This window comes from Streptomyces sp. NBC_01233, from assembly GCF_035989305.1.
Taxonomy (GTDB): Bacteria; Actinomycetota; Actinomycetes; order Streptomycetales; family Streptomycetaceae; genus Streptomyces.
Genome location: NZ_CP108514.1, coordinates 1,676,583 through 1,701,310, shown reverse-complemented (window position 1 = coordinate 1,701,310; position 24,728 = coordinate 1,676,583). Strand labels below are relative to the sequence as shown.

22 protein-coding genes and 2 pseudogenes are annotated in these 24,728 nt (G+C 71.6%); 13 read left to right on the top strand and 11 right to left on the bottom strand.

Translation table 11 applies throughout. The features are described from left to right. Nucleotides 1–33: 33 nt before the first annotated feature. On the bottom strand, nucleotides 34–462 hold the full coding sequence (locus OG332_RS07740; RefSeq protein ID WP_327412748.1) for a type II toxin-antitoxin system Rv0910 family toxin: 429 nt from the start codon (nucleotides 460–462) through the stop codon (nucleotides 34–36). 172 nt (nucleotides 463–634) lie between these two features. Here OG332_RS07740 and OG332_RS07735 point away from each other — a divergent pair, with 172 nt between their 5' ends. Together OG332_RS07735 and OG332_RS07730 are read left to right on the top strand one after the other, a co-directional pair. Continuing rightward, entirely contained in the window at nucleotides 635–1,600 is a 966-nt protein-coding gene (locus OG332_RS07735) for an EamA family transporter (protein WP_327412747.1), read from the top strand. Between the two features lie 161 nt (nucleotides 1,601–1,761). Next, nucleotides 1,762–2,724 carry a DMT family transporter gene (locus OG332_RS07730; RefSeq protein ID WP_327412746.1) on the top strand — a complete coding sequence of 321 codons (963 nt, stop codon included), beginning with the start codon at nucleotides 1,762–1,764 and terminating at the stop codon, nucleotides 2,722–2,724. Here OG332_RS07730 and OG332_RS07725 read toward each other — a convergent pair. Then, nucleotides 2,706–3,407 carry a pyridoxamine 5'-phosphate oxidase family protein gene (locus tag OG332_RS07725; protein ID WP_327412745.1) on the bottom strand — a complete coding sequence of 234 codons (702 nt, stop codon included), beginning with the start codon at nucleotides 3,405–3,407 and terminating at the stop codon, nucleotides 2,706–2,708. The genes OG332_RS07730 and OG332_RS07725 overlap by 19 nt on opposite strands. Before the next feature lie 37 nt (nucleotides 3,408–3,444). On the opposite strand from OG332_RS07725, the gene OG332_RS07720 reads away from it, so the two are divergent. Beyond that, complete coding sequence (locus tag OG332_RS07720) at nucleotides 3,445–4,779, top strand: aminotransferase class I/II-fold pyridoxal phosphate-dependent enzyme (protein ID WP_327412744.1); 1,335 nt, start codon at nucleotides 3,445–3,447, stop codon at nucleotides 4,777–4,779. Nucleotides 4,780–4,875: 96 nt separating this feature from the next. Here the strand turns inward: OG332_RS07720 and OG332_RS07715 are convergent, their stop codons facing one another. After that, nucleotides 4,876–5,133 carry a hypothetical protein gene (locus OG332_RS07715; protein ID WP_327412743.1) on the bottom strand — a complete coding sequence of 86 codons (258 nt, stop codon included), beginning with the start codon at nucleotides 5,131–5,133 and terminating at the stop codon, nucleotides 4,876–4,878. Nucleotides 5,134–5,179: 46 nt separating this feature from the next. Then, nucleotides 5,180–6,172, bottom strand: a complete 993-nt coding sequence (locus OG332_RS07710) for a DMT family transporter (RefSeq protein WP_442816117.1) — start codon at nucleotides 6,170–6,172, stop codon at nucleotides 5,180–5,182. A gap of 74 nt (nucleotides 6,173–6,246) precedes the next feature. Between OG332_RS07710 and OG332_RS07705 the strand changes: the two genes are divergently transcribed. Continuing rightward, the gene (locus OG332_RS07705; protein WP_327412741.1) at nucleotides 6,247–7,149 is read left to right on the top strand and encodes a LysR family transcriptional regulator; all 903 of its coding nucleotides are present in this window, start codon (nucleotides 6,247–6,249) and stop codon (nucleotides 7,147–7,149) included. Between the two features lie 22 nt (nucleotides 7,150–7,171). Here the strand turns inward: OG332_RS07705 and OG332_RS07700 are convergent, their stop codons facing one another. Then, nucleotides 7,172–7,645, bottom strand: a complete 474-nt coding sequence (locus OG332_RS07700; RefSeq protein WP_327412740.1) for a pyridoxamine 5'-phosphate oxidase family protein — start codon at nucleotides 7,643–7,645, stop codon at nucleotides 7,172–7,174. 76 nt (nucleotides 7,646–7,721) lie between these two features. On the opposite strand from OG332_RS07700, the gene OG332_RS07695 reads away from it, so the two are divergent. From OG332_RS07695 to OG332_RS07690, 3 genes and pseudogenes are all read left to right on the top strand, one after another. Next, entirely contained in the window at nucleotides 7,722–8,336 is a 615-nt protein-coding gene (locus OG332_RS07695; RefSeq protein WP_327412739.1) for a cysteine hydrolase, read from the top strand. An 18-nt stretch (nucleotides 8,337–8,354) separates the two neighbouring features. Next, a pseudogene (locus OG332_RS47815) lies at nucleotides 8,355–8,456 on the top strand (HipA family kinase); the annotation flags it as partial. 549 nt (nucleotides 8,457–9,005) lie between these two features. Beyond that, nucleotides 9,006–9,323, top strand: coding sequence for an IS3 family transposase (locus OG332_RS07690; RefSeq protein WP_327412738.1), 318 nt, complete (start codon nucleotides 9,006–9,008; stop codon nucleotides 9,321–9,323). A gap of 318 nt (nucleotides 9,324–9,641) precedes the next feature. Here OG332_RS07690 and OG332_RS07685 read toward each other — a convergent pair whose 3' ends face one another. From OG332_RS07685 to OG332_RS07660, 6 genes are all read right to left on the bottom strand, one after another. Next, the gene (locus tag OG332_RS07685) at nucleotides 9,642–10,778 is read right to left on the bottom strand and encodes a cytochrome P450 (protein ID WP_327412737.1); all 1,137 of its coding nucleotides are present in this window, start codon (nucleotides 10,776–10,778) and stop codon (nucleotides 9,642–9,644) included. Next, nucleotides 10,765–11,748, bottom strand: coding sequence for a terpene synthase family protein (locus tag OG332_RS07680; RefSeq protein ID WP_327412736.1), 984 nt, complete (start codon nucleotides 11,746–11,748; stop codon nucleotides 10,765–10,767). The genes OG332_RS07685 and OG332_RS07680 overlap by 14 nt, the downstream gene beginning before the upstream one ends. Beyond that, complete coding sequence (locus tag OG332_RS07675; RefSeq protein WP_327412735.1) at nucleotides 11,745–13,022, bottom strand: cytochrome P450; 1,278 nt, start codon at nucleotides 13,020–13,022, stop codon at nucleotides 11,745–11,747. The genes OG332_RS07680 and OG332_RS07675 overlap by 4 nt, the downstream gene beginning before the upstream one ends. Nucleotides 13,023–13,036: 14 nt before the next feature. Further along, complete coding sequence (locus OG332_RS07670) at nucleotides 13,037–14,623, bottom strand: prenyltransferase/squalene oxidase repeat-containing protein (protein ID WP_327412734.1); 1,587 nt, start codon at nucleotides 14,621–14,623, stop codon at nucleotides 13,037–13,039. A 310-nt stretch (nucleotides 14,624–14,933) separates the two neighbouring features. Beyond that, on the bottom strand, nucleotides 14,934–16,214 hold the full coding sequence (locus tag OG332_RS07665; protein WP_327412733.1) for an SWIM zinc finger family protein: 1,281 nt from the start codon (nucleotides 16,212–16,214) through the stop codon (nucleotides 14,934–14,936). Further along, the gene (locus tag OG332_RS07660; RefSeq protein WP_327412732.1) at nucleotides 16,211–19,186 is read right to left on the bottom strand and encodes a DEAD/DEAH box helicase; all 2,976 of its coding nucleotides are present in this window, start codon (nucleotides 19,184–19,186) and stop codon (nucleotides 16,211–16,213) included. The genes OG332_RS07665 and OG332_RS07660 overlap by 4 nt, the downstream gene beginning before the upstream one ends. 525 nt (nucleotides 19,187–19,711) lie before the next feature. Here OG332_RS07660 and OG332_RS07655 point away from each other — a divergent pair. The 6 genes and pseudogenes from OG332_RS07655 to OG332_RS07625 all read left to right on the top strand — a co-directional run bounded on the left by OG332_RS07655 (nucleotide 19,712) and on the right by OG332_RS07625 (nucleotide 24,634). Beyond that, nucleotides 19,712–20,998 (top strand): PD-(D/E)XK nuclease family protein, encoded by a 1,287-nt coding sequence (locus OG332_RS07655; RefSeq protein WP_327412731.1) that lies wholly within the window; start codon nucleotides 19,712–19,714, stop codon nucleotides 20,996–20,998. A gap of 210 nt (nucleotides 20,999–21,208) precedes the next feature. Next, nucleotides 21,209–21,412, top strand: a complete 204-nt coding sequence (locus OG332_RS07650; RefSeq protein WP_327419580.1) for a hypothetical protein — start codon at nucleotides 21,209–21,211, stop codon at nucleotides 21,410–21,412. A gap of 243 nt (nucleotides 21,413–21,655) precedes the next feature. Beyond that, on the top strand, nucleotides 21,656–22,942 hold the full coding sequence (locus OG332_RS07640; protein ID WP_327412730.1) for an aminotransferase class I/II-fold pyridoxal phosphate-dependent enzyme: 1,287 nt from the start codon (nucleotides 21,656–21,658) through the stop codon (nucleotides 22,940–22,942). A gap of 142 nt (nucleotides 22,943–23,084) precedes the next feature. Next, nucleotides 23,085–23,336: pseudogene (locus OG332_RS07635) on the top strand (tyrosine-type recombinase/integrase); the annotation flags it as partial. A 78-nt stretch (nucleotides 23,337–23,414) separates the two neighbouring features. Next, nucleotides 23,415–24,254: a HipA family kinase gene (locus OG332_RS07630; protein WP_327412729.1), complete on the top strand. Its 840-nt coding sequence runs from the start codon at nucleotides 23,415–23,417 to the stop codon at nucleotides 24,252–24,254. Next, on the top strand, nucleotides 24,251–24,634 hold the full coding sequence (locus OG332_RS07625; RefSeq protein ID WP_327412728.1) for a DUF3037 domain-containing protein: 384 nt from the start codon (nucleotides 24,251–24,253) through the stop codon (nucleotides 24,632–24,634). Before OG332_RS07630 ends, OG332_RS07625 begins: the two co-directional genes overlap by 4 nt. Nucleotides 24,635–24,728 lie beyond the last annotated feature (94 nt).

Genomic DNA, 24,728 nt, shown 5'->3' with positions numbered 1-24,728 from the left:
CGCGCCGTCGTGTACGGGGGTGGGGGCGGGCGGTCAGGCCACCAGGGCGGCCAGCTTGCGCAGCGACTCGTTCAGTGCGGCGGTGGCCGAGTCCTTGAGCTTGCCCGCCATCAGCGAGACGGCGGCCCCGGTGAACTCTCCGTCGATGCGGACCGTGGTGGCCCCGCCGGCCGGGGTCAGGGTGTACCGGGTGAGGACGGCCACGCCCATCGGGCCCTTGCCGGTGATGGCGAAGAGGCGCTCGTCCTCCAGCTCCGAGACGGTCCAGACGACCTCGGCCGGGAAGCCCATCATCTTCATGTTCTCGGCGAAGGTGGACCCGACCGCGAGGGTCTCCGGTCCGCCCTTCGGGAAGTTCGTGTGGGTCATGCTCCACTGGCCGTACGCGTCCCAGTCCGTGAGCTGGGACCAGAGCTTCGCGGCAGGCGCCTCGATGCGTGATTCCGCGGTGACTTCAGCCATGCGACCACCCCTTCTCGTCGGGTACGTGCGGCGGAAGGTAGCCCCGGCGGGCGGAACATTCAATACTGACGACCCGTCAGAAGCCGTAGGGGGCGGCGGGGGGTGATATCGACTCCGTCTCAACAGGTGTCACGGCCGTGACGGTGCTGACCGCCCCTGTCATGATGACGGAATGCAAGCGTCAGGGAAAAACGCCGGACTGGGCCTCGCCCTCGTCTCGGCGTTCGCGTTCGGTGGTTCCGGAGTGGCGGCGAAGCCGCTGATCGAGGCGGGTCTGGACCCCCTCCACATGGTCTGGCTCAGGGTGGCCGGGGCAGCGCTCGTGCTGTCCCCGCTGGCCTGGCGCCACCGTGACCTCGTCCTGCGCAAGCCCCTGCTGCTGGCCGGATTCGGGCTGATCGCCGTAGCGGGTGTGCAGGCCTTCTACTTCGCCTCCCTGTCCCGGATCCCGGTCGGCGTGGCCCTGCTGCTGGAGTACCTGGGCCCGGCGCTGCTGCTCGGCTACATCCGCTTCGTGCAGCGCAAGCCCGTGACGCGGGGCGCGGCCGCCGGTGCGGCCGTGGCCGTCGTGGGCCTGGCCTGCGTGGTCGAGATCTGGGCCGGGCTGAGCCTGGACCCGCTCGGCGTGCTCTTCGGCCTCGCCGCGGCCTGCTGCCAGGCCTTCTACTTCGTCTTCGCCGACCAGGGCGCCGACGGGGACGACGCCCCCGACCCGCTCGGGGTGATCGCGTACGGCATGCTCGTCGGCGCCCTGGTGATGACGGTGATCGCCCGGCCTTGGGAGATCGACTGGCAGGTGCTGGGCGGCCAGGCCTCCGTGGGCGGCACGATGATGCCCGCGCCGGTGCTGCTCGCCTGGGTGGTGCTGGTCGCGACCGTCTTCGCGTATCTGACCGGTGTGGTCTCGGTGCGCAGGCTCTCGCCGCAGGTCGCGGGCGTGGTGGCCTTCCTGGAGGCGGTCGTCGCCACCGTGCTTGCCTGGATCCTGCTCGGCGAGTACCTCTCGACCTGGCAGATCGTCGGTGGCGCACTGGTGCTGGGCGGAGCCTTCATCGCCCAGTCCTCCCGGCCGGCCCCGCCGGCCCCGCCCGCCGTGGGCGGTCCGGCCCTGCTGGACCGCGAGACCACGACGGCCTAGGGTGGCGATCATGCATTCGACCGTGCTTCCGCCTCCCGCCGCCTAGCGCGGGCGGCGCCTCCACGACCACGACCCGGCCCGGGGAGTTCCCGGGCGGGTTCGCGCTGCCCGCGAAGCGATGACCTGCTTCCTTCATCCTTCACGCATGCGCGGAGAGTTTCGTGTCGAACCATTCGCCCGCCGCCGGGCGCAGTCTGCTGTACCTCGTCGTCGCCGGAGCCGCCTGGGGCACCGCCGGGGCGGCCGCCTCACTCCTCTTCCTGGCCAGTGACCTCGGCCCGCTCGCCCTGTCGTTCTGGCGGTGCGCGGGCGGGCTCGTGGTGCTGCTGGGGGTGCTCGCCGTACGGGGGTCCCGTCCCGGGCGGGGACGGACGCGGCCCTCGGCGGGCTCGCTGATCGGGACCGGGCTGCTGTTCACCCTCTTCCAGGCCGCGTACTTCGCCGCCGTGCGCGAGACCGGCCTCGCGGTGGGCACCGTGGTCACCCTCGGCGCCGGGCCCGTGCTCATCGCGCTCGGGGCCCGGTACTGGATGGGCGAGCGGCTCGGCCGCGGCGGCGTGGCCGCCGTCGTCGGCGCGCTGGCGGGGCTCGCCGTCCTGGTGCTGGGCAGTGGCGGCGGCGAGGTGCGGCCGCTCGGCGTCGGCTGGGCCCTGCTGTCCGCCGCCGGCTACGCGGCGATGACCTTGCGGGCCCGCTGGCTCGGGCAGCGTGGCGCCGGCGGGGACCCGCTGGTGACCACCGCGTGGTCGGTCGCGGTGGGTACGGTGTGCCTGCTGCCGCTCGCCGCGGTGGAGGGTCTGCTGCCGCACACCGCCGACCTCGGACGGGTGCTCTGGCTGCTCGTGTACGTGGCCACCGTGCCGACGGCGCTGGCATACGCGCTCTACTTCACGGGGGCCGCCGCCGTACGGGCCGCGACCGTGTCGGTGATCATGCTGATCGAGCCGGTGAGCGCCGCGGTGATCGCCGTCCTGCTCCTCGGGGAGCGGCTGACCGCCGCCGTGGTGCTGGGCACCGTACTGCTGCTGACGGCGGTGGGCGCCCTGATCGCGGCGGAATCGCGCCGCCCGGCGGAGGCCGCGCCCGCCGCCGTCCGGCGCAGTCCTCAGAGCGCGGTGACGTAGTCCGGAACGGCGATGCCGGGGGCCAGGTCCGCGGCGGGCACCGGGGTTGCGAACGCGGGGGCGACCGGGACCACGCCCGCCCAGTAGGGCAGGCCCAGGTCCTCGGCGTCATCGCTGCTCGGGCCGGTGCGCAGCTTCGCCGACACCTCGGTCAGATCCACGCGGATCACCGCCGTGGCGGCGAGTTCCTTGGCGTTGGCGGGCCGGATGTCGGCGGAGCGGCCCGGCACGGCGGAGTCGACGAGGGCGTCCAGGGCCATCCGGCACTCCGCCTCGTCGGTGACCTGGTAGGCGGTGCCGTGCACGACCACCGAGCGGTAGTTGAGCGAGTGGTGGAAGGCCGAGCGGGCCAGTACGAGACCGTCGACGTGGGTCACGGTCACGCAGACGGCCAGGCCCGGATCGGCCTTGCCGGCCGCGAGCAGCGGCCGGGAGCCGGTCGAGCCGTGCATGTAGATCGATTCGCCGACCCGGGCGAACAGCGTGGGCAGGACCACGGGCGCGCCGTCGCGGACGAAGCCGAGGTGGCAGATGTAGGCCTCGTCGAGTATCGAGTGCACCGTCTCGCGGTCGTAGCGCGCCCGGTCGCGGGACCGGGTGGGGACCGTGCGGTCGGTGGGCTCGTACGCGCCGGTCGTCCCGGTGCTCTCGGTCGTCGTCTCCGTGGCGGGCGTGGCGGTCATGATGCCGACTCCATTGCACTAGTGCATACTCGGGTTTGTGCTAGTAGAGTATCGGATCACAGGGCGCGGCACAGCGGATATCGCGGCCAGCGTCGAGGCGGGCGTGGCATCGGGCGCGCTGCCGCCCGGATCGCTGCTGCCGCCGATGCGGGAGCTGGCGGGCGAACTGGGCGTCAACCCCAATACCGTGGCGGCCGCCTACAGGACACTGCGCGAGCGCGGGGTCATCGAAACCGACGGGCGGCGGGGAAGCAGGGTGCGGCCCCGGCCCTCCAGCACGCCGCGGGACGCATTGCGGATGGCGGTGCCGGCGGGCGTGCGCGACATCGCGGAAGGCAATCCGGACGTGTCGCTGCTCCCCGCCCTGGACGGGGCGCTGGCGGCCGCGGCCCGGAGGTACGCGCAGGCCCCGACCCTCTACGGAGCGGACCCGGTCGCCCCGGACCTGGCCCGGCTCGCCCGGGCGGACTTCGATGCGGACGCCGTGCCGCCCGGCCCGGTCGCGGTGACCTCGGGAGCGCTGGACGCGATGGAACGGGTGCTCGTCGCCCACCTGAGGCCGGGCGACGCGGTGGCGGTCGAGGACCCGGGCTGGGGAGGCTCGCTCGACCTGGTCCCGGCGCTGGGGCTACGGCTGCTGCCCGTGGCGGTGGACGACGACGGGCCACGGGCCGACGCGGTGGCCCGGGCGCTCGCCGCCGGGGCCCGGGCGCTGGTGGTGACCTCGCGGGCGCAGAACCCGACCGGCGCCGCGGTGAGCGCGGCGAGGGCGGGGGAGCTGCGGGAGCTGCTGGGACGCCACCCCGGGGTGCTGCTGATCGAGGACGACCACGGCCACGGGATCGTCGACCTGCCGTTGCACCCGCTGGGCGGGGTGACCAGGCACTGGGCGCTGATCCGGTCCACGGCGAAGGCCTACGGGCCCGACCTGCGGCTCGCCGTGCTCACCGGCGACGCGGTGACCCTGGACCGGGTGCGGGGGCGCCAGCGGCTGGGCCCGGGCTGGGTGAGCCGGCTGCTCCAGCACACGGTGGTGGAGCTGTGGACCTCGGACGCCGTGGACCGCGCCGCCGTGGCCCGCGCGTACGGGGAGCGGCGGGACGCCCTGGTCGAGGCCCTGCGGGAGCGGGGGGTGCGGGCGCACGGGCGGAGCGGGCTGAACGTGTGGGTGCCGGTGGCCGACGAGACGGTGGTGGTCACGAGGCTGCTCGCCGCGGGATGGGCGGTGGCCGCCGGGGCGATCTTCCGGGTCGAGGCGGGACCGGGAGTACGGCTGACCGTGTCGCAGCTGGGGGTCTCGGAGGTGCCGGGCCTGGCGGACGCCGTGGCCGCGGCGGTCCGCACGGGGGTGGCGGGCGGGCGCAACGACTGACCGCACAGGGCGGCACCCCGCCCCGCGGCCCGGTGCCGCCCGGCCCGGATCGGTCCTGCCGACAGGACTGGAGGCGGCGGTCCGGGCGGGCCGGGGTCAGGCGAGTTCGAGCAGGCCGCCCAGGGTGAAGACGACTCCGCACAGGGCGATCACCGAGCCCACGTAGCGGTAGAACTGGGCGGAGGCGACCCGCGGGGCCGGGCCGAGGTCTCCCCGTGCGTGCATCGCGAGTTCGGTGGTGGCGGCCGCCCGGCGCTCCAGCGCGGCGGCGGCGCCGCGGATGTTCAGCGCGACCCAGCTGCCCGCGACGATCGCGGTGGGTCCGGCGGTCAGCAGGACGACGGCCAAGCTCAAGTGGTGCCTCCGGGCGGTGTGATGATCGCCCGGAGGTTAGCACTGGTCAGACGGGCTTCCGCGCCCCGGGTCGGGTCTGGCTGAGGGCGGCTCCGGCCAGGACGATCGCGGCGCCGACCGGGGTGTTCCAGTGCAGCTGCTCACCGAGGACAAGGACGCCCGCCGCCGTGGCGATCACCGGGATGAAGTAGGTGACCATCTGGGCGGTGGTCGGGCCGACCTCCGTCACCAGGCCGTACTGCATCTGCAGGGCCATGCCCGTGCCGAGCGCGCCCAGGGCGATCACCGAGAGGGTCGGCCAGAGCGGGAACGAGGTCGGCGCCGCGGTGAAGAGGGCGCTGACCAGCGAGAGCTGGAGCGTGGAGACCATGAGCTGCCCGCCGGTCAGGGCCACCGGGGAGCCGGCCAGCGTGCGGCGGACGTAGATCCAGCCGATGGGGTAGCAGAGCGCGGCCAGCAGGGCGAGCGCGGTGCCCCGGGCGTCGACGCCGGCGAAGCCCTGCCAGGCGCCGAGGACGATGAGGACGCCGAGGAAGCCCAGGCCCAGTCCCGCGAAGCGGCGGCGCGTGGGGCGGTCCTCGGACAGGGCGACCACCGACAGCGCCATGCCCCACAGCGGGGAGGTCGCGTTGCAGATGCCGGCCAGGGCGGAGGGGATGGTCAGCTCCGCGTACGCGAAGAGGGAGAACGGGACGGTGTTGAGCAGCAGCGCGGCCACGCTGAGGCGGCCCCAGGTGCGCAGGCCCCGGGGGAGCTTCTCGCGGCGGACCAGCAGCACCACGAGGAGGGTGAGCGCGCCGAACAGGACCCGGCCCAGGGCCACTTGGAAAGGTGCGTACGCTTCCGTGCCGACCTTGATCAGGAGAAAGCTGAAGCCCCAGACGACCGAGAGGATCGCGAACCGGACGCGCCAGTCGAGGAGCCTGGTGCGCCAGCCGGCGGCGGTGGTGCCGGTGGCCGTGGCGTTCGAGGGGATGGCGGCGGTCGCAGGGGTGGCGGTGGTGGAGAGGGTGGGCCGCGGGGCTGTCGGTGCGCTCATGGCCTTTACTGTGCTCGCGTCAACTTCGTAGGACAAGCGAAAGTTTCTCCAGTTCACGGCGTAGCATTGCTTACATGTTGAACCTGGAGCGGCTGCGCACCCTCGATGCCCTCGCCCGCCACGGCTCGGTCAGCGGCGCGGCCGACGGTCTCCACGTCACCACCTCCGCCGTGTCCCAGCAGATGGCCAAACTGGAGCGCGAGATCGGCCAGCCTCTGTTGGCCAGGAACGGGCGCGGGGTCCGGCTCACCGACGCCGGACGGCTGCTCGCCGATCACGCGGCCCGGATCATCTCCCAGGTGGAGCTCGCCCAGGCCGACGTCGAGGCCCAGCGCGGGTGCGCCGTCGGCGAGCTGCGGATCGGCGCCTTCCCGACCGCCATGCGCGGGCTGCTGCCGCAGGCCCTGTCCGCGCTGCGCGCCGGGCACCCGGACGTGCGGGCCCGGGTGCGCGAGCAGGAGCCCGAGGACAGCATGGCCGCCGTGGTGCGAGGGGACCTCGACCTGGCGCTGGCCATCGACTGGCACAACAAGCGGATGCCGGTGCCCGCCGAACTCACCCGGACCCACCTGCTGGACGACTCCGTCGACATCGCGGTCCCGGCCGGTCACCCGCTGGCCGACCGGAGCAGGATCTCGCTCGCCGACTTCGCGGACGACGACTGGATCTCCTGGAACGAGGGGCAGTTCTGCCACGAGTGGCTGGTCTTCACCCTGCGCGGTACGGGCGTCGAGCCGCGCATCGCGCACATCGCCGAGGAGCACCACACGCAGCTGGCCTTCGTGGAGGCCGGACTCGGCGTGTGCGTGGCGCCGAGGCTGGGCCGCGGCCCGGTGCCGCCGGGGGTGCGGCTGCTGCCGGTCTGCGATGCCGTACGCCGCCACGTGTACGCCGTCTGGCGCGCGGACGCCGACCGGCGGCCCTCGATCCGGGCCGCGGTCGACGCCCTGCGGGAGGCGGCCGCCGGACTCCAGTAGTCCGCCCGCCCCCTCCCCGGCTCTACAGCTTGCGGAAGTCCCAGGAGACGATCAGATCGGGGGTCAGGCGGATCCAGGCGTGCCGCCCGTCGTGCGGCATCTCCTCGATGCCGAAGTTCTTGACCGGGAAGATCCGCTCGGCCTCCGCCAGTTCGGGGCACGGCTCGCCGGTGCGCGGGGCCTCGCCCACGAAGACGGCGCTGCCGGACAGCTCCACCCCGCGCAGTTCGTCGTACGACTCGCCCGAGTCCACGACCACCGAGATCCGCGGATCCTTGCGCAGGTCGGACCAGCGGCGGCTGCGCGTGATCGAGTACAGCCACAGCGAGCCGCCGTCCCAGGCGAACCACAGGGCGCCCACGTGCGGGCGCCCGTCGGGGGAGACCGTCGCGACCCGGCAGGTCTTCTGCTCGCGCAGGAAGGAGTCCACTTCTGCGTCGCTCATCATGATGCGCCGGCCCCGCCGCTGTGAGGTTCCGGTTCGTGACTCGTCCATCCGCCCTGCACCCCTTCACATCTGACTGTGTGTCAGGAATCATGAGGGCTCTTCCGTCGCCACGCCAGGGGGAGCCATGCCGGATCTCGATCCCGCCACCACCGCGCTGCTCACCGTCGAGTGCCAGAACGGTGTCGTGGGCGAGGAGAGCGCGCTGCCCGAGCTCGCCAAGGAGGCCCGGGACTCCGGGATGCTGGGGCGGGTGGCCGCGCTCGTCGACGCCGCGCGCGGGGCCGGCGTACAGGTGCTGCACGCCGTCGCGGAGCGGCGGCCCGACGGGCTCGGTGCGAACACCAACGCCCGGCTGTTCCGGGCCGCGGGAAAGCTGCCCGTGCGCCAGCTGACCGGAAGCCGGGCCGTGGAGGTCGCCGCCCCCATCGTCGTCGCCGGGCAGGACCTGGTGGTCCGCCGGCTGCACGGGCTCTCCCCGATGGCCGGCACCGATCTCGACCCCCTGCTGCGCAACCTCGGCGTCCGCACCCTCGTCGTCGCCGGGGTCTCCTCCAACATCGCCATCCCCAACACCGTCTTCGACGCCGTCAACCTCGGCTACCAGGTCGTGGTCCCCGCCGACGCCATCGCCGGAGTGCCCGCCTCCTGCACCGCCGAGGTGATCCGCAACTCCCTCGCACTCGTGGCGTCCATCACCACGGCCGAAGACCTCCTCAAGCAGTGGGCCCCCGCGCACTGATCCCCGTAACCTGGGCGGATGCTGTCCGAAGTGATCGCGACCCGTTACGTCACGCCCCTGCGTGAGGGCGGCTCGCTCCCGGGGATCGTCGAAGCCGACGACCTCGGTACCTACGTCATGTAGGCCCCGTGGTCAGCTCCTTGACCTGCGAATATCTGCCGCAGCGTGGTGCTGACCTGCAGGGATGCTTCTTTCGGATCCATCACGGGCTTTCCTGCTTACGCGGCTCAAACTCCCCAGAAACTCCCCGAGCGGCGGTGAAACTCCCCAGCCGCTCCCCAGCGGGGCGGCTGGGGAGGGTCGAGGTGGACCCTGTTTGGCGGACACGGCCTGGCCTTACGTGACCCGTCCGTCCCCGGCTCTTGGCTGCGGATCCTCTTGCCGCAGATGTTGCCTGGGACGGTGTTGCGTGTTGACCGGCTCCCAGCGGGCGACATAATCGGCCAAGGCGTACGGCATGGCGAGAAGCATGCCATAGCTCGTATCTGTACGGCCTTGTTAGGTTAATGGGGACGGACTTGGCTTTCCCCTCGAGCTTCGCCAACTTGGTTCGGATGACCCACCACGTGGAGTGCGTGGCGATCCTTGAACAGGTCGCGAAGAGCTCCTGACGCGTAAATAGCAGCAGGTCAGGGTGGGTGTGGGCAGGGCTCGGTGCAGCCCGGCTGCGTGATCCACAGTGACCGCGGATCGGAATACACCTCCGGCCAACTACACACCAGAGTCGGCGAGTTGGGACACCAGCAAAGCATGGGGCGGACCGGGAGCTGCTTCGACAACGCCGCCGCGGAGAGCTTCTGGGCCGTACTTAAAGAGGAGATCGGCACCCGCTTCTGGCCCGACCGGGCCACCGCCCGCGCCGACATCTTCGACTTCATCGAGACCTTCTACAACAGACGCCGCCTACGCAAGCACATCCACTGGGGCTACCTCACACCCCACGAGACGCGCCTGCGCTACTGGCAAGATCAGGCCCTCGCGGCGTAACGACAACGTGTCCAAGATCATGGGGAAACTTCAATCAGTACGTCCACCCTGCGGTCGTCCACCAGCTGGGCCGAGGTCAGCCATAGTTCCGATTCCGGTGCCAGACCCGGCGATGTCAGACGCATGTCCATGTGCGTCAGCTCTCCTGTGCGAGGCGGAGGAACGGTGCGTGACTGGACAGGGTAAAGGGGTGCCGGTAAGAACGCTGTCTCTAGCCGCACATGACCGGGGGTCACGTCCGGCGGGCGAGCGCCGGGGTCACGTTCGGCGACGTGCGAGAACCGTGACGCAGAGGCCACTAGCTCCCGGGACTGACGGCTACCAGGTCACCAGCAGTTCCTGGAAGCCCGCGAAGGTCCGGTCCCGGCGCAGGGTCAGCTCGCTTGCGGGCACAGCCAGTCGCAGCCCGGGGAACCGGTGGAACAGTCGTGCCAGAACCAGCCGCAATTCCAGCCGGGCCAGCTGCTGCCCGACGCACTGGTGCGGCCCGTGTCCGAAGGCCAGGTGCGGCGTGACGGGCCTGGTGGTGTCGAACTCCCCGGTCCTCGGCCACAGCCGCTCGTCGCGGTTGGCCGACGGCAGGTGGGCCACGACCCGGTCACCGGCGGCGATGTCCACCTCGCCGAGCCGCACGGCGACCAGCGCCGTGCGGTCCACGCCGTGCTGCACGATCGTGCTGTGCCGCAATACCTCCTCCACCAGGCGGTCGAGGCGTTCGGCCGGTCCGGCCAGGGCCCGGGGCTGCTCGGGGTGGCACAACAACAGGGCAACAGCGGTGCTGATGCTCGCCGCCAGAGAGTCGAAACCGCCCATCAGCACGGTCGCGCCGAGGTCGGTCACCTCCACGTCGGTCAGCTCACCGTGCCCGAGCAGCTCACTGAGCAGATCCTCCCCCGGCGCCGACCGCCTTCGCGCGACCAGTTCCCGCAGGTAGTCCAGCAGCCAGCCGCTCGTCCGCGCCGCCTCCTCGCGGGTGAGCTCCACCGACAGCAGATCGCTTGCGGCCTGCCGCAGCGCGGGCCAGTCGGCCTTCGGCAGGTCCATCAGCTCGCCGATCACGGTCAGCGGCACGGGCACCGCCAGCGCCTCCACCAGGTCCACCGGCCGCTCCTGCTCCGCCATCGCGGTCAGGTGCCGCTCGACCACCTCGGCGATCCTCGGCTCCCACGCGGTGATCCGCCGTGAGGTGAACGCGCGGCCCATCGGCCGCCGGTAGCGGGCGTGCTCGGGCGGATCGGTGTGCGGCAACCGGCCGATGCAGGGCGCGTCCGCGCCAGGGCTGGCCCGGTGCAACGGGTCGCCGCTCGCGCTGAAGCGGCGGTCGCCGAGTACCGTGCGCACCTCCTCGTACCGGGTGACCAGCCATACCGTCTCGCCGCCGGCCAGCCGCACGGAGGTCGCCGGCCCGCCGGAAAGCGTGGCCGAGAACGGCCAGTCCGGCTCAGACTGCGCCACGGCGCTCTCCTTCCCTTCCGGAGACCTGGTAGCGCCGGGTGCCGGGGCTCCAGTGCAGGGGCCCGGACATGATGTGGGTGAGGTTGTCGAAGTACTCCTCCAGTCCGGGCTCGCCCGCGAGCTCCCCCGCCCGTAGCGCGGCAACCCGGTCCAGGAACTCGCGTTCCTGTGCGACGACCCGCTGCGCGATCCACGCCACGCACTCCTCCGGCGACGTGCCCTCCAGCCGTTCCAGCAACGGGATCAGGCTGATGTACTCGCCGCCGCGCCGCTCCTTCGCGCAGGAGTACATGTCGTTGGTCAGCCACAGGTGGTCGAGCACCACCTCCCGCAGCGCGAGCACGCGCTCGTCGGTGGCCACCCGTTCGGACATCGGCTCGCCGTGGCCCAGCTCGGCCACGGTGAGGTACCACTTCATGGCCACGGTCACCCGGCGCCGCCTGGCGTAGGCGTCCAGGTCGCTCAGGCCGTCCTCGCCTCTGGTGCTGACCTCGATCAGGTAACCGTCGAGCATGTCCTCGAAGTCCACGAGGAACCGGCGCCACCGCGGTTCGTCGAGGTGCGGCCGCAACCGGTCCACCGCATCGCGCGCGGCGCGGGTGGTGTCCTCGACCCGGCCCCAGCCGGAGACCGCGGCCATCACCTGCTCGACCACCAGCCGAGAGGCGTGCACACTGCCGCCGACCCAGCCGGCGTCGCCCAGCGCGTCGTCGATGACCACGATGTACTGGAACAGGTCGCACATGGGCCGCGCGACCGCGTACGGCATTCCGGGCAGCATCGCGCAGCACACGGCGGCGATCTCCCCGTCGAGATACCGCTCCATCCCGGCCGTGTCGCGGAAGCATGGGCGCACCAATTCCCGTACCCACGCGTCGGACTCGGCGATCAGCTGGTCGGTGGCGGGGTGGAACCGCACGGGCAGCACGCTGGCCACCTGCGCCCCGGCGGGACTCACCACCGGGTTCATGCCTGCCCCCGTTCGCGCAGGCGCAGGCGCAGATTGCGCGGTTCGAGCATTCCGCTCGCTCTCGCCCCGACCGGGGCCATGGTGAGCGGCTCCAGCCGCCACCGCCGCAGCATCGTGGCCAGGGTCAGGACGAGGTTGTTCACCGCGAACTCGTCGCCAATGCACTTCCGGGCGCCCGCGCCGAAGGGAAACATCGCGATGCCGCGGAACCGGGAGTCGTCCTCGTCGGCCCACCGCCCCACGTCGAACCGGTCGGGGTCGTGGACCAGGTCCGACCGGTTCTGCAGCAGGTACGGGCTGATCAGCATCGCCGCTCCGGTGGGCAGATGATGGCCCGCCAGCTCCGTGTCGGCGACCGCGACCCGGGTGTACATCCAGGAGGCGGGCCGGATGCGCAGGCTCTCGGTGATGGTCCGGCGCAGCAGCGCGAACTCCGGCACGTCCTCGTAGCCGATCGGCCCCTCCGGGCGGATCTTCCGGACCTCGGCCGCGACCTCGGCGTCCAGCTCGGCGTCCCGGGACAGGAAGTACAGCGTCCAGCACAGGGTCGCTGCCGTGGTACCGATCCCGGCGATGAAGAAGGTGATCGCCTGGTCCCTGATCTCCTCGTCGGACAGGCCGTCACCCTTGTCGTCCCGGCTTACCAGGATGGACAGCAGGTCGCCGTGGTCGGTCTCGCCGGCGCGGTAGGCGCGGACGGTGGAGTCGATCCGGGCGTGCAGCTCTCTCTTGGCCTGGTCGAAGCGCCGGTTCACCGGGATCGGCAGCCGGCTGAGCGCGGGCGCCACTGTCCGCAGAAACGCGCTTTGCACCAGCGTCTCCACTGCGGCCAGCACCCGTTCCTCGGAGGCGGGCCCTTCAGCGGCCCAGCCGGCGAACATCGTGTTCACCAGGATCTGCATGGACAGCTGCTGCATGTCATGCAGGGTGTCGATGACCTGTCCGCCTCGCCAGCTGTCGGCCATGGTGGCCGCCTGGGCGGCGGCCAGCTCGCTGTAGGCGGCCATACGGGAGCGGTGGAAGGCGGGCTGCACCAGCCGCCGCTGCCGGGTGTGCTTGGCGTTGGGGCAGGTGACCAGGCCGTCGCCGAGGAACTCGCCGAGGCTGTCGAACAACGGCCCGCCCTTGTCGAAGGCGTGGTCGGCGTTGAGCAGTACCTTCTCGGCCAGGTCCGGGTGGCACACCGCGTAGGTCGGCCGGGTGCCCAGCATGATCTGCACCAGGTCCCCGTGCTCGGGTAGGGAGGCCAGGAACCGGTCGGGGGAGCGCATCATCTGACGAAGGTGCCCTATGACGGGAAGGGCACCTGGAGCGCGGGTGATAACCATGTCTGCTCCAAGTGGTGTCCGAGAGGCAAGAGGACGGCCTTGAGCGGGGGCCGCACCCGGTTGGTGGCGCTCAGGGCTGCCAGGCGGTAGACCTGGCTGAGGATCGGGACGTCGTAGACGAAGGGCCGTGGACCCAGTGAGTCGGGATCGGTGCTGGCCGCGCCCGGCTCGACCAGCCACGGCAACGCCGACGCGATCAGGTCGGCGTAGGGCACGGGCAGCTCGCCCAGTGCGGCCACCGCGTGCGCCGTGGTCAGCAGACTCACATCGGTGTCCTGCGGTGTGTACCGCCAGCCCGAATCCGCCGAGACCGACCGGCGCAGGAAGTTGGCACAGCCCTCGCGGACCGCTGCGACGGACAGCCCGGGCCGTTCCCCTGCCGCGGTGACCGCGCGCACCACGTGGAGCACCGGGAACGCCGGGCTGCGGCTCCACTCGCCGTCAAAGCCACCGTCGGGCCGCTGCCGCGTGCTCAGCCACCGCCAGCCCCGCTCCACCGCCAGCGCCGCCGCATCCCCGGGGAAGGCGGCCAGGGTACGGATGCATTTCGCGGTGATCTCGACCTCCGACGGCGCGCCTCGGGCGAAGGTCGGGAAACCGCCGTCGTCATTCTGCAGCTCCAGCAGGTGCCGCGCCCCGCGCTCCGCTGCGCCTGCGGCACCGGGGAAGCCGGTCAGAAACAGGGTGATCACCGAGGTGTCATCGGCGTCGGCCTGGCTGACCGTCTGAGCGTAGCCCCAGCCGCCGTCGGCCAACTGCTGGGACAGCAGATACTCCGCGGCGCGCTCCAACCGGCCGGACTGGATACCGCTCTCGGCAAGGGTGAGCGCCGTCAGCCCGGTAACCCAGGTGTCCTCGTCGCTTATGAACGGGAACCCACCGTCGGCGCGCTGCTGGGCGAGCAGAAACCGCACACCGCGCCGCACCGCGAGGCTGTCCGCATCGTATGCGGACAGAGCCAGCAGGACGGTCACCGTGGCGGGCAGGTGCCGCTCCCAGCCACCGTCCGGGCCTTGGGCTTCGGTGAGCTCCCGCGCCATCGCGGCGCGGTCACCACCGTCGGGCGCCAGCAACCGCAGTGCCGTCGTGATCAGCTTGATCCACCGGTGCGCGCCGGGGCTGGGTTCGGGCAGGCACACCTGTGGCCACGGACCTCTCGGCGCCAGCTCCTGGAGCAGGGCCAGCAGGAAATCCTGTTTGCGGCCGCGGGAGTGGTGGTCGAGCCCGCCGAGGAGGTCGAGCACCCGCTCGGCCTGCCCGGTAGGCACATCCTGGCCCAGTGCGCTCGCCGCGATCAGCCGGGACAGCTCTCGCTCCAGCCTGCCCTGTTCCGGCGGAGCGGATGCGGCCAGCTCGGCCTCGCAGTAGCGGGTGAGCTTACGAAGGGCCGCCCCTGACTCGCCGAGCCTGCGCAACAGGTGCAGGACCAGGCCGGATTCCAGCAACCGGCTGCGGCAACCGCCACGCCACCGCCCTTCGACGGTCAGTACGGCCAGCAGCTCCTCCTGCGCCTCGGCGAGCACGGCGCCGAGGCTCTGCGTTCTCAAATGCCAGCCACCCTCTCCGGTATGCGGCAGCTGGTCCTGCCGACAGGCTGCGATGATGAGTCGCCCAAAGTCTGCAACCCATGAACCGCTCGACGCTCCGGCGAGGTTGGCTCATTCTGCTGTGGAGAACAGGGCTTATCTCTGGTATGAGCATGCCAGTTGTGGCCAAAGTGTCGCAAGAGGGTTGCCCGGGCGATCTTCACGGAATCTTCGGCGCAAGCCTCCGGCTCTCGTCCGGATCTTCACCCAATCAGCCTTTTCCGTAGTCGGGTTGAGCCGTTTGAGCTGGGTGTTGCAACGACCACTAGCCTCAACCTGGATCGGGTGTAGCTCTTTCAGAGAGGCCGGTTCGATGTGGGCCGGGTGACTGGCGCCTGTCCCATACGGCGGTGAGGGCGGCGACCGGGTCAGGGGCGCAGGGCGCGCACGGCCACCACTCTCCGTCCTCGCGTGCGTACGGGTACCAGTGGGCGTCCGGGCCGAGGCGGAGCTGGAGCCCGGCATCGTCGAGGGTGAGGCGGTTCCGCCAGGACCGCAGGCGGGGCGGGGCGGCCGTGTCGTCCATCTCGGCCAAGGCCCGGTCGAGCGCGCTCCGGGCCGCAGCCATGAGCGCGGGCTCGGGCGTCAGGGGCTCCAGGGCGGTCGTCACACCGGTGTCGCCGCCGTGCCGCCAAGCGCGCACCAGGCGGGCGAACTCCAGCGGGCGCAGTCCCGTACCGGCCTGGAGACGGTGGAACCACTCCACGCTCCGATGGTCAGCGGCCAGCCGCAGGGCGTCGGCGCGCCGGGTGAGGTGCGCGGAAGAGGTGTCGCCGGCCATGAGGCGGGCGGCGCGGGCGGCGGTGTCCGCGGCGAGGCCCCGCAGTCCGTCGGTGGTCAGGCCGGAGTCCGGGGGTGGGTCCGTGGCCAGGGCGGGTGCCCGGTACGAGGCGGGGGCGGGCGGCTCGGGCAGCACGGGGTGTTCGGCGGCCCAGCGGGCATAGGCCGCCGCCGCGGGGACACCGGCCGGGGCGGCGGGTGCGGCGGTGGGGGCGGGGATACGGCGGCGGCGCAGCTCGGCGAAGACCTTCTCCTTCGTACGCCCGCGCAGCGCGAACAGGACGAAGGGGTCCGCATCGATGCCGGAGGCGATCGCGTAGCACAGGGCGGCGGCGTGCTTGCAGGGGTAGCCCCAGTCGGGGCAGGAGCACCCGGGGTCGAGTTCGGTGGGAAGGGGAAGCAGCGGTACCCCGGCGGCGCGGGCGTCCTCGACGAGGTCCTCGGGCATCTCCCCGTCCAGCAGCGCGGCGGTGTGCCCGGCGCGGGTGGCGATCGTGTTCAACAGCGTGTCCCACTGAGCGTCGGTCAGGGCGGGGACGCGTACGGAGGTGCGGTACGGGTAGAAGTCGCTGCCCTGCACGGGCGCCTTCACCACACCAGGGGAGACGGTGACCTCGCCGACCTTGCCCTGGCGGGCGTACGTACGGCCGCGCGAGAGGCGCCCCGCGTCCAGGGTTGAGTCCTCCAGGGCGGCGACCCAGGCCCGGCCCCACCAGGTGTCGGCGAAGGCGCGCCTGCCGCGGGCGGGCGCGCGCCGTGCCGCCGGGCTCATGCTTGCCCACTCAGGGCGACGAGCTCGGCGAGCTCGGCGTCACCGAGCTCGGTGAGCGCCCCCTCGCCGGAGCCGATCACCGACTCGGCCAGCGCCCGTTTGGCATCCAGGAGCCTGGCCACCTTGTCCTCCACGGTCCCTTCGGTGACGATCCGGTGCACCTGTACGGGCCGGTCCTGGCCGATGCGGTAGGCGCGGTCGGTGGCCTGGTCCTCGACGGCAGGGTTCCACCAGCGGTCGTAGTGCACGACATGGGTGGCGCGGGTCAGGTTGAGTCCGGTGCCCGCGGCCTTGAGCGACAGCAGGAAGACGGGCGCCTTCCCGGCCTGGAACTCCGCGACCATCTCCTCGCGGCGAGCCACGGGGGTGCCGCCGTGCAGGAAGAGCGGCGCCGTCCCCCGCTCGGCCAGGTGCTTTTCGAGGAGCTTCGCCATGCCCGTGTACTGGGTGAAGACCAGGACGGACTCGCCCTCCGCGGTGATGGTCTCCAGCAGCTCGTCGAGGAGGTCGAGCTTGCCGGAGCGCCCGTCCAGCGGCCCGGACTGGCGCAGGTACTGGGCGGGGTGGTTGCAGATCTGCTTGAGCGCGGTGAGGAGCCCCAGGACCAGGCCACGACGGGCGATGCCCTCGCTCCCGCGGATACGGTCCATGGTCTCGCGCACCACCGCCTCGTACAGGCTGGTCTGCTCCGTGGACAGCGGCACGATCCGGTCGGTCTCGGTCTTCGGCGGCAGCTCGGGCGCGATCCCGGGATCGGACTTCTTGCGGCGCAGCAGGAAGGGCCGGACAAGGCGGCCCAGGTGCTCGGCGGCCTCGGGGTCCTCGCCGGCTTCGATGGCGCGGGCGTACCGCTCGCGGAAGGCGGGAAGCGTGCCGAGCAGCCCGGGGGTGGTCCAGTCCAGCAGGGCCCACAGCTCGGAGAGGTTGTTCTCGACGGGGGTGCCGGTCAGCGCCACTCTGGCCTTGCCGGGCAGGGCGCGCAGTTCGCGGGCGGTGGTGCTGTACGGGTTCTTGGCGTGCTGGGCCTCATCCGCGGCGACCAGGCCCCATGCCGCTTCGGCGAGCCGCTCGCGGTCGCGCCGCAGCACTCCGTACGTCACCAGGACGATCTCGCCGGGGGCCAGGTCGTCCAAGTGCCGGTCGCCGCCGTGGAAGCGGCGCACGGGGATGCCGGGCGCGAACTTCTCGGCCTCGCGCTGCCAGTTGCCCAGCAGCGAGGTCGGGCAGACCACCAGGGTGGGACCTGCGGTCGCCGGGTCCTGCATGCGGTGCAGATGCAGGGCGAGCAGGGTGATGGTCTTGCCCAGGCCCATGTCGTCGGCGAGGCAGCCGCCCAGGCCGAGTTCGCACATGTCGGCGAGCCAGGTCAGAGCGCGCATCTGGTAGTCGCGCAGGGATGCCTTCAGTGCGGCGGGCTGCGGGACGGGTTCGCGGGCCTGAGGGGCGCGGATACGGTCGATGAGCGCGGCGAAGGCTCCGGTCGCGATGACGGACACGGATTCGCCGTCCACCTTCACCTCGCCGGTCAGCGCCACGGCCAGGGCCTCCATGGGGGAGAGGGGTTTCCCGCGGCGGCGCTTGGCGCGGGCGACCAGCTTGGGATCGGCGATCACCCACTGGTCACGCAGTCTGATCAGCGGGCGGCGGGCTTCGGCGAGCTCGTCCATCTCGGCCTCGGTGAGCGCCTGGCTGCCGAGTGAGATCTGCCAGCGGAAGTCGAGCAGGGCATCGGCGCCCAGCAGCGAGGGCGCGGCGGAGCCGGGGGCTCCGGGCTGCCCGATCTCGGCCTGTGCGGTGAGCGCCTTGACCAGCTCGCGGGGCCAGTGCACGTCGATGCCCGCGCCGCGCAGGGCGTCCGTGGCGTCTCCGAGCAGGTCGAGAGCCTCGTCGTCGCTCAGGTACAGCTGGTCGGGGGCGGTCTCCTGGAGCAGTCGGCCCAGAGGCGGCCAGGCGCGGGCGCCGCGGCGCAGCGCGAGCAGCGTCTCGGTCTCGGCGCGCGGCCCCAACTGCCGCTGCACGGCGGCGGGATCGGCCCACAGCCGGTCGGCCTCGACCACCAGTGCCGGGTCGTCGGCGGTGTGCAGCTGTACGACCGCGCGGAACTGCCCCCGCCGTCCGGCGGGCGGCTCGACACGCAAACTGACTGTGACCTTCGCGGACAGTCCCGCGTCGGTCTCCTCGGCCCACTCGCGCAGGGCCGGCACTGCGCGCACCTCGCGCCACGCGTAGGGGAGTCGGCCCACGGCGAGCGCGGCGGCGGGGGTGCGGGCCAGCGCGTCGGCGACAGCATCGGCGAAGTCCCGGACGAGCGGGGCGGGTTCCACGATACGTACCGGGGAAGTACCCGGCAGCGGAAGGCAGTGGGCGTACGGCGGGAAGGCGGCCGCCAGTTCATCGACGGCCTGCCGGGCCGCGGTGTCGTATGGGCCGATCCGCCAGGTGTCGTACGCCTGTGCCGTGAGCGCCGGATACAGCCGCCCCTCGGCGAGCATGCGCAGCGCGAGACGGGCGGCCGCCGCCCAGGCGGCGGCGGAGGGGTGGAGCGCTGCGACGTGCGGCGGCATCTGCGAGTGCGGGGGTGCGTCCGTACAGATGTCCGAATGCGGGAACGCGGCGGCACTCGACGGTTCCCCGGGGTGAGGCGGCGGACAGGCGTGCAGCAGCGCGATCGCGGCCGTCGCGGGCGGCACGGCGTACGACTCGACGGTGCGGCGGCGCACGGAGCGGCCGTGCGGCAGCACCAGTTCAATCCGCTCCACGCCGACGCCGACGGGATGCGGCGTTTGTGCCTCCGGGGCGCCGACGGGCCGCCACAGGTGCAGTCGCCCGAGCCGGTCCGGCTCCCCTGGCACGAACACCGCGGCCCAGCCCGTGCTGAGCAGCCCCCGCACCCAGGCCGCGCATTCTGCGTTCACCAGTGGCTCGGACGCGGGGGCATGAGAGGGCCCGACCGGAACGATGACGCGGGCCATACGAAGGTTCCGTCCCCCCTGCCGACGGCCGTTGCCGACCATCACCAACACGACGAAACGATTGCAGCACAGCACGCAGACGGCGGACAAACTCTGCCCAGAACTGGGACTGGGCCGGTGCCGGCCCAGCCGGGCGGCCAGGACCTCCGTAGGGGAGGCGTCTTGTTCCTGAGGGCGGACTGCGCATCACGACCACACTGCTGCGTCGTGTCCCCTGGCACCCCTGCCCTACACGGCCGCGGACTACCGGGCGGCGGCCACCACGGCCATCCGCCCCCACCCCCTGCCGGGCCCGCCGTCCGAAGCCTCCGGGGATCCAGGACCTGTCATGGGCACTCGCCGAACTCGGCGTACGGGTCGAGGAGGAGGCCGTACCGGACCTCCTCCTGGGCGACCTCGCGGCATCCTGATCCGGTTCCTCGGCACGCCAAGCCCAAGCCCTGTGGGAGTCCTGCCTGCGAGGGTCCTTGGCGAAGCCACCGGCGTCGGGACTTCCTGTACCCCGTCGATGACGCACCGGACGTTGTGATCGCACAGGCGGATTCTCCGAAGCCCGGAGAGTGGAATGCAGATCCAAGTACCGTGGCCGGGGTACCGGCCGGTCAGGGGGATCGAGGCGTGGAGATGTCGGCGGAATTCCGTGGCGCGGGCGTTCCACGGCAGCCCTTCTGGGCCTCGGTCGCCGACGAACTGGAGGACCTCCGGGCGAAGGGTCTGTGGGTTCCCGGACCCGCGACCGCGCTGGAGGTTCTGGGGCTTCGTCACCTTGAACGGCACCATCAGGCGCTGATCGCTTGGCTGCTGGACCCGAAGGGTGCTCACCAACTCGGCGCTCGTGTTCTCGTGGGCTTGCTGCACCGGCTGGGGCGGGGCGAAGTGGCCACCGGCGTGCTGTCCGGCTCGGCCCGGGTGGCCAAGGAGGTGACCCGGGCCCAGAGCCGCGCCGACATAGTGGTCGCCATGGACACGGCGACGCTGGTGATCGAACTCAAGATCCACGCATCCGAGGGTCCGGACCAGACCAGACGTCTCGCGGCGGACTACGCGAGCGATCCGGACCCTGTCTTCGTCATCCTCACGCACCGTGCTGCCGCCCCGGGAAGTGAGCACTTCCGCGCCTTGCGGCTCCCAGGCTTCGCGGACGTCCTCCGCGGCGCGCTCACCGCCGCGCCGTCGCCGGTGGACCACAACGGAATCGTCGGGAGGGCCACCGCGGAGAACTACCTGGCCGACGTGGAGAGGATGAGTGGAGTGGCCTCGTTGAACAGCGAAGCGGCGCGGTTCTGGCTCGCGCACGGACAGCGGATGCCGGAGGCACAGGCCGCGGCCCGCGCGCTTCTGGCGGAGCTTCCCGAGGCGACCGGGCGCGCCTTGGAGGACCTGGTTCCGGAGCTGGCCTCCCGGACTGTGGTCACGACCTTCGACTACCTCGCGCAGGGGCAGCGCGACAGCTTCGATGAGCGGGCTGTGCTGCTGTCGCGGCCGGAATGGATCTCGGCGGACGGGAGTCCCCTTGCCGGTTTCGGGCTGGGGCAGTCGCGGGGGGCGGCGGATCCCTTCAAGGATGTCCAGCGTCCCTTCGTAGGTGTCTACGTTGCCGACCCGTTTGCGCACGTGGCGCTCCGCGAACGCTGGGACAGTCAGCCGTGGGACAAGTGGGTCTGGTGGGAACACCTTGATCTCACCCCGCCGGCGCGCCCCCACGAACCGATCGACACCTACGCGGCCCGCGTGGCCCTCCGGGTCCGTCAGTGGTGGGATCAGGACTCGGGTGCCGTCGACGAGGCTCTACGCGACGCCGAAAGGGGCTGAGGTGGCGCCCTCTTCTTCCACCTCTACGGGATCAATCGCGACGACGTCGAGTACATCCTTGACACCTTCACCCTCATCAAGCGCAAGGACGAGGCCAAGTGCGGCACGTACCACACCAAGGGCCTCATCCTCGCCGAGTACGATCGCACGGCGGCGGCCGACGTCAGCCTGACCAGGCCCTACTAGCCGTGCCGTATCAATGGGCCGGACATGAAACTGCCCCTCACCATCCACCGGGCCCGGCTCGGCCCGGCGGAGTTCAAGGTGATCCGCCCGACCCGACCGCCGGCCCGTGCGGTGCTGTCGGACGGCGACTGGTACCTGGAGGCCCAGGTCGACCAGCGGGCCGCGCAGCTGATCGCCGGGCTGTGCTCCCCGCGGTGTAGGTACGGGTGCGGCCCGCACGGTCCTTGACGCTCGCCAGCGCGGCGGGCAGGCCGTCGGAGTCGACCAGCGCGCTCAGGCCCCGCTGGACGGCGTCCCGCCCGGTGCGGGCAAGGTGGAGCTCGGGCAGACGCACGTGCCGCAGGACCTGCGCTGACGCCGGCTCTGCCGCGACGAGAGCCTGATCCCACCTTCGCCAACAGAGCCAGATCACACTGGGCGTTAACTCCTTCGGACACGCTCGAACGGGTCAGAGCGCTACCCTCCGAATCCATGAGCAACGTTCAGACGATTTCGGAGACCTTGACCCGAGCGGTCGCCCTCGGCATCAGCCACGTCGTAGCTGAAGACGATCAGCTCGACGGCCGCACTGTCGTCATCGACGGCAAGCGCGTCCTCAACTTCAGCTCGTGCAGCTACCTCGGTATGGAGCTGCATCCCGCGATCCAGACGGCCGCGGCAGACTCGGCGCGCCGCTACGGTACGCAGTTCTCGATGAGCCGCACCTACATGAGTTCGCCGGAGTACCCCGCCGCCGAGGCGGCGCTGCGCAGGATCTTCGACCGGCCGACGCTCATTGCCGCGAGCACGACGCTCGGCAGCATCGCCTTCATCCCCACGATCATCAGGCCGGGCGCGGACGCGGTGCTGCTCGACGCCCAAGTGCACGCGAACGTGCAGCTCGCGGCCAAGATCTCGCAGGCGGACGGCACCGAGGTGCAGATCGCGCCACACGGCAACCCCGCAGTGCTGGACCGCAAGATCACCGAGTTGTCGCAGCGGTACGAGCGGGTCTGGTACATGGCCGACGGCCTGTACAGCATGTACGGCGACCTGCCGCCCGCCGACGAGCTGAACCGTCTCTTCGAAAAGCACGACAAGCTGTGGATCTACGCCGACGACGCGCACGCGCTCTCGTGGTACGGCAGGCACGGCCGCGGCTGGACGCTGGAGAACCTCGATCCGAAGTTCCACGACCGCGCGGTTGTCGTCGGATCGTTGGCGAAGTCGTTCGGCGTCGGTGGCGGTGTCCTCACCTTCCCGACCGAGGAGATGCGCCAGACGGTGCTCGAATGCGGTATGCCGATGCTCTTCTCCGGCCCGGTACAGCCGCCGATGATCGGCGGCATCCGCGCGTCCGCGGAGCTGCACATGACCGAGGAGGCCGAGGAGCGCAGGCGCACGCTGCGGTCCCGGATCCGGTTCTTCAACACCCGGGCGACCGAGCTGAAGCTGCCGCTGGTGAGCCTCTCCGAGGCGCCGATCCGCTTGATCGCCACCGGCAACCCGGAAGCATGCTTCGGGCTCGTCAGGCGCCTGCTCGACGCCGGCATGTACACGAACTTCGCAACCTACCCCGCAGTGCCCGCGAACCGGTCCGGTGTGCGCGTTCCGATCACGGTGAACCACACCGAGCAGGACATCAACTTCCTCCTCGACACCGTCGCCGAGCAGCTGCCGCTCGCGCTGGAGGAGGCGGGTCAGTCGTTCGACGAGCTCAAGCGCGCCTTCCACCGCCAGTTCGCCGACCGCGACATCGCGCTAGCGGTGGTTTGTTGACGGCGGGTCAGGGCTGCGGTAGGCCGGTAGCAGAGGAACGTCGCCTCGCTGCCTGGGAGTTTGTGATGACCCGTCGTCTGCCGTGTCCGCCCGCTCCGGGCCCGCTGGAAGCCTACGCCGCACGCTTCGCAAGCCCTGGCAGTGGGAGGCGGCGCACAGAGACGGCTTCCATGCCCTAAGGCACACCTACGCCTCCGTCGTTCTGGAGGCCGGCGAGTCGGTGGTGACGCTGGCCAGGTGGCTGGGGCACTCGTCCCCGACGATCACCCTGGACCACTATGCTCACTTCATGCCGGAGGCTGGTGGCAAGGGGCGCCGCGCCATCAACGGCCTGCTGGGGGAGCAGGGGAGCGAGCCGCTTAGCCGGAACTCCCCAGATTCTCCCCAGGGCTGATGGTCGGCTTCCGGGTGTCAGCGGCGACTCGGGGAAAACCTTGGATCGTGAACTGTGAACGCCGGATAGCCTGGGAAAATGCTCACAGAAGTGATCGCGACCCGTTACGTCACGGCTTTGCGCGAGGGTGGCTCGCTCCCCGGAATCGTCGAGGCCGACGACCTCGGCACATACGTCATGAAATTCACCGGAGCCGGCCAGGGTCGCAAGACCCTGGTCGCCGAGGTCATCTGCGGCCGCCTGGCCCAGCGGCTGGGACTGCGCGTCCCGACCCTGGTCCAGATGCAGCTCGACCCCGTCATCGGGCTCGGCGAGCCCGACCAGGAGGTCCAGGAGCTGCTCAAGGCCAGCGGCGGACTCAACCTCGGCATGGACTACCTGCCCGGCTCGATCGGCTTCGACCCGCTCGCCTACCAGGTGGACCCGGTCGAAGCGGGACGCGTGGTCTGGTTCGACGCCCTCATCAACAACGTCGACCGGTCCTGGCGCAACCCGAACATGCTGGTCTGGCACGGGGACCTCTGGCTCATCGACCACGGCGCCACCATGATCTGGCACCACAACTGGCCCACCGCCAAGGCCGCGTCCGCCAAGCCCTACAACGCCTCCGACCACGTACTGGCCCCCGTGGGCCCGGACATCGAGGCCGCGGCCGCGGCCCTCGCGCCGCTGGTCACCGAGGAGCTGCTGACGGAGGTCGCGGCCGACGTCCCCGACGAGTGGCTGGTCGACGAGCCGGGCTTCGACTCCACCGACGCGCTCCGCCGCGCCTACGTGGAGGCGCTGCTGCCGCGGGCGGCCACGATCCACGAGAAGATCACCATGGAGGCCGAGGTCAAGCAGCGGTCCGGTCCGCCGGGCTGGCTGGCCGAACGCCTCGCCCCCCTGCCCCACAAGAAGAAGAGCGACGACGAGTGACCAAGCGGGACGTGTTCGAGTACGCGCTGGTGCGTGTGGTGCCCCGGATGGAACGGGGTGAGTGCTTCAACGCCGGCGTGATCGTCTACTGCCGGGCCCATTCGTACGTGGCGGCGCGCACCCATCTCGACGAGGCGAAGCTCCTCGCGCTGGATCCCCGGGCCGATGTGGCCGGGGTGCGGGCGGCGCTGCGCGGGGTCGAGGGCGTGTGCGCGGGCGGGGAGTCCGCCGGACAGGCGGCGGGTGACGACGCCGGGCGGCGGTTCCGGTGGCTGATCGCTCCGCGGAGCACGGTGGTGCAGCCGGGGCCGGTGCACACCGGCCTGACGGCCGATCCCGCGGCGGAGGTGGAGCGGCTGCTCGACCTGCTGGTTCGCTGACCGGGGTCCCGCCGGTGGGCCGGTGCGGCTCCGTTGCGGGGGCTCCGCCCCCGAGCCCCCCGCGCCTCGAACGCCGGCGGGGCTGAACGTGTCC

What these genes read in the sequence shown, in the direction of transcription:
- OG332_RS07740 (WP_327412748.1), bottom strand. Translation starts at nt 462, where the DNA reads ATGGCTGAAGTCACCGCGGAATCACGCATCGAGGCGCCTGCCGCGAAG.
- OG332_RS07735 (WP_327412747.1), top strand. Translation starts at nt 635, where the DNA reads ATGCAAGCGTCAGGGAAAAACGCCGGACTGGGCCTCGCCCTCGTCTCG.
- OG332_RS07725 (WP_327412745.1), bottom strand. Translation starts at nt 3,407, where the DNA reads ATGACCGCCACGCCCGCCACGGAGACGACGACCGAGAGCACCGGGACG.
- OG332_RS07710 (WP_442816117.1), bottom strand. Translation starts at nt 6,172, where the DNA reads ATGAGCGCACCGACAGCCCCGCGGCCCACCCTCTCCACCACCGCCACC.
- OG332_RS07705 (WP_327412741.1), top strand. Translation starts at nt 6,247, where the DNA reads ATGTTGAACCTGGAGCGGCTGCGCACCCTCGATGCCCTCGCCCGCCAC.
- OG332_RS07700 (WP_327412740.1), bottom strand. Translation starts at nt 7,645, where the DNA reads ATGGACGAGTCACGAACCGGAACCTCACAGCGGCGGGGCCGGCGCATC.
- OG332_RS07695 (WP_327412739.1), top strand. Translation starts at nt 7,722, where the DNA reads ATGCCGGATCTCGATCCCGCCACCACCGCGCTGCTCACCGTCGAGTGC.
- OG332_RS07680 (WP_327412736.1), bottom strand. Translation starts at nt 11,748, where the DNA reads ATGAACCCGGTGGTGAGTCCCGCCGGGGCGCAGGTGGCCAGCGTGCTG.
- OG332_RS07675 (WP_327412735.1), bottom strand. Translation starts at nt 13,022, where the DNA reads ATGATGCGCTCCCCCGACCGGTTCCTGGCCTCCCTACCCGAGCACGGG.
- OG332_RS07665 (WP_327412733.1), bottom strand. Translation starts at nt 16,214, where the DNA reads ATGAGCCCGGCGGCACGGCGCGCGCCCGCCCGCGGCAGGCGCGCCTTC.
- OG332_RS07660 (WP_327412732.1), bottom strand. Translation starts at nt 19,186, where the DNA reads ATGGCCCGCGTCATCGTTCCGGTCGGGCCCTCTCATGCCCCCGCGTCC.
- OG332_RS07650 (WP_327419580.1), top strand. Translation starts at nt 21,209, where the DNA reads ATGAAACTGCCCCTCACCATCCACCGGGCCCGGCTCGGCCCGGCGGAG.
- OG332_RS07640 (WP_327412730.1), top strand. Translation starts at nt 21,656, where the DNA reads ATGAGCAACGTTCAGACGATTTCGGAGACCTTGACCCGAGCGGTCGCC.
- OG332_RS07630 (WP_327412729.1), top strand. Translation starts at nt 23,415, where the DNA reads ATGCTCACAGAAGTGATCGCGACCCGTTACGTCACGGCTTTGCGCGAG.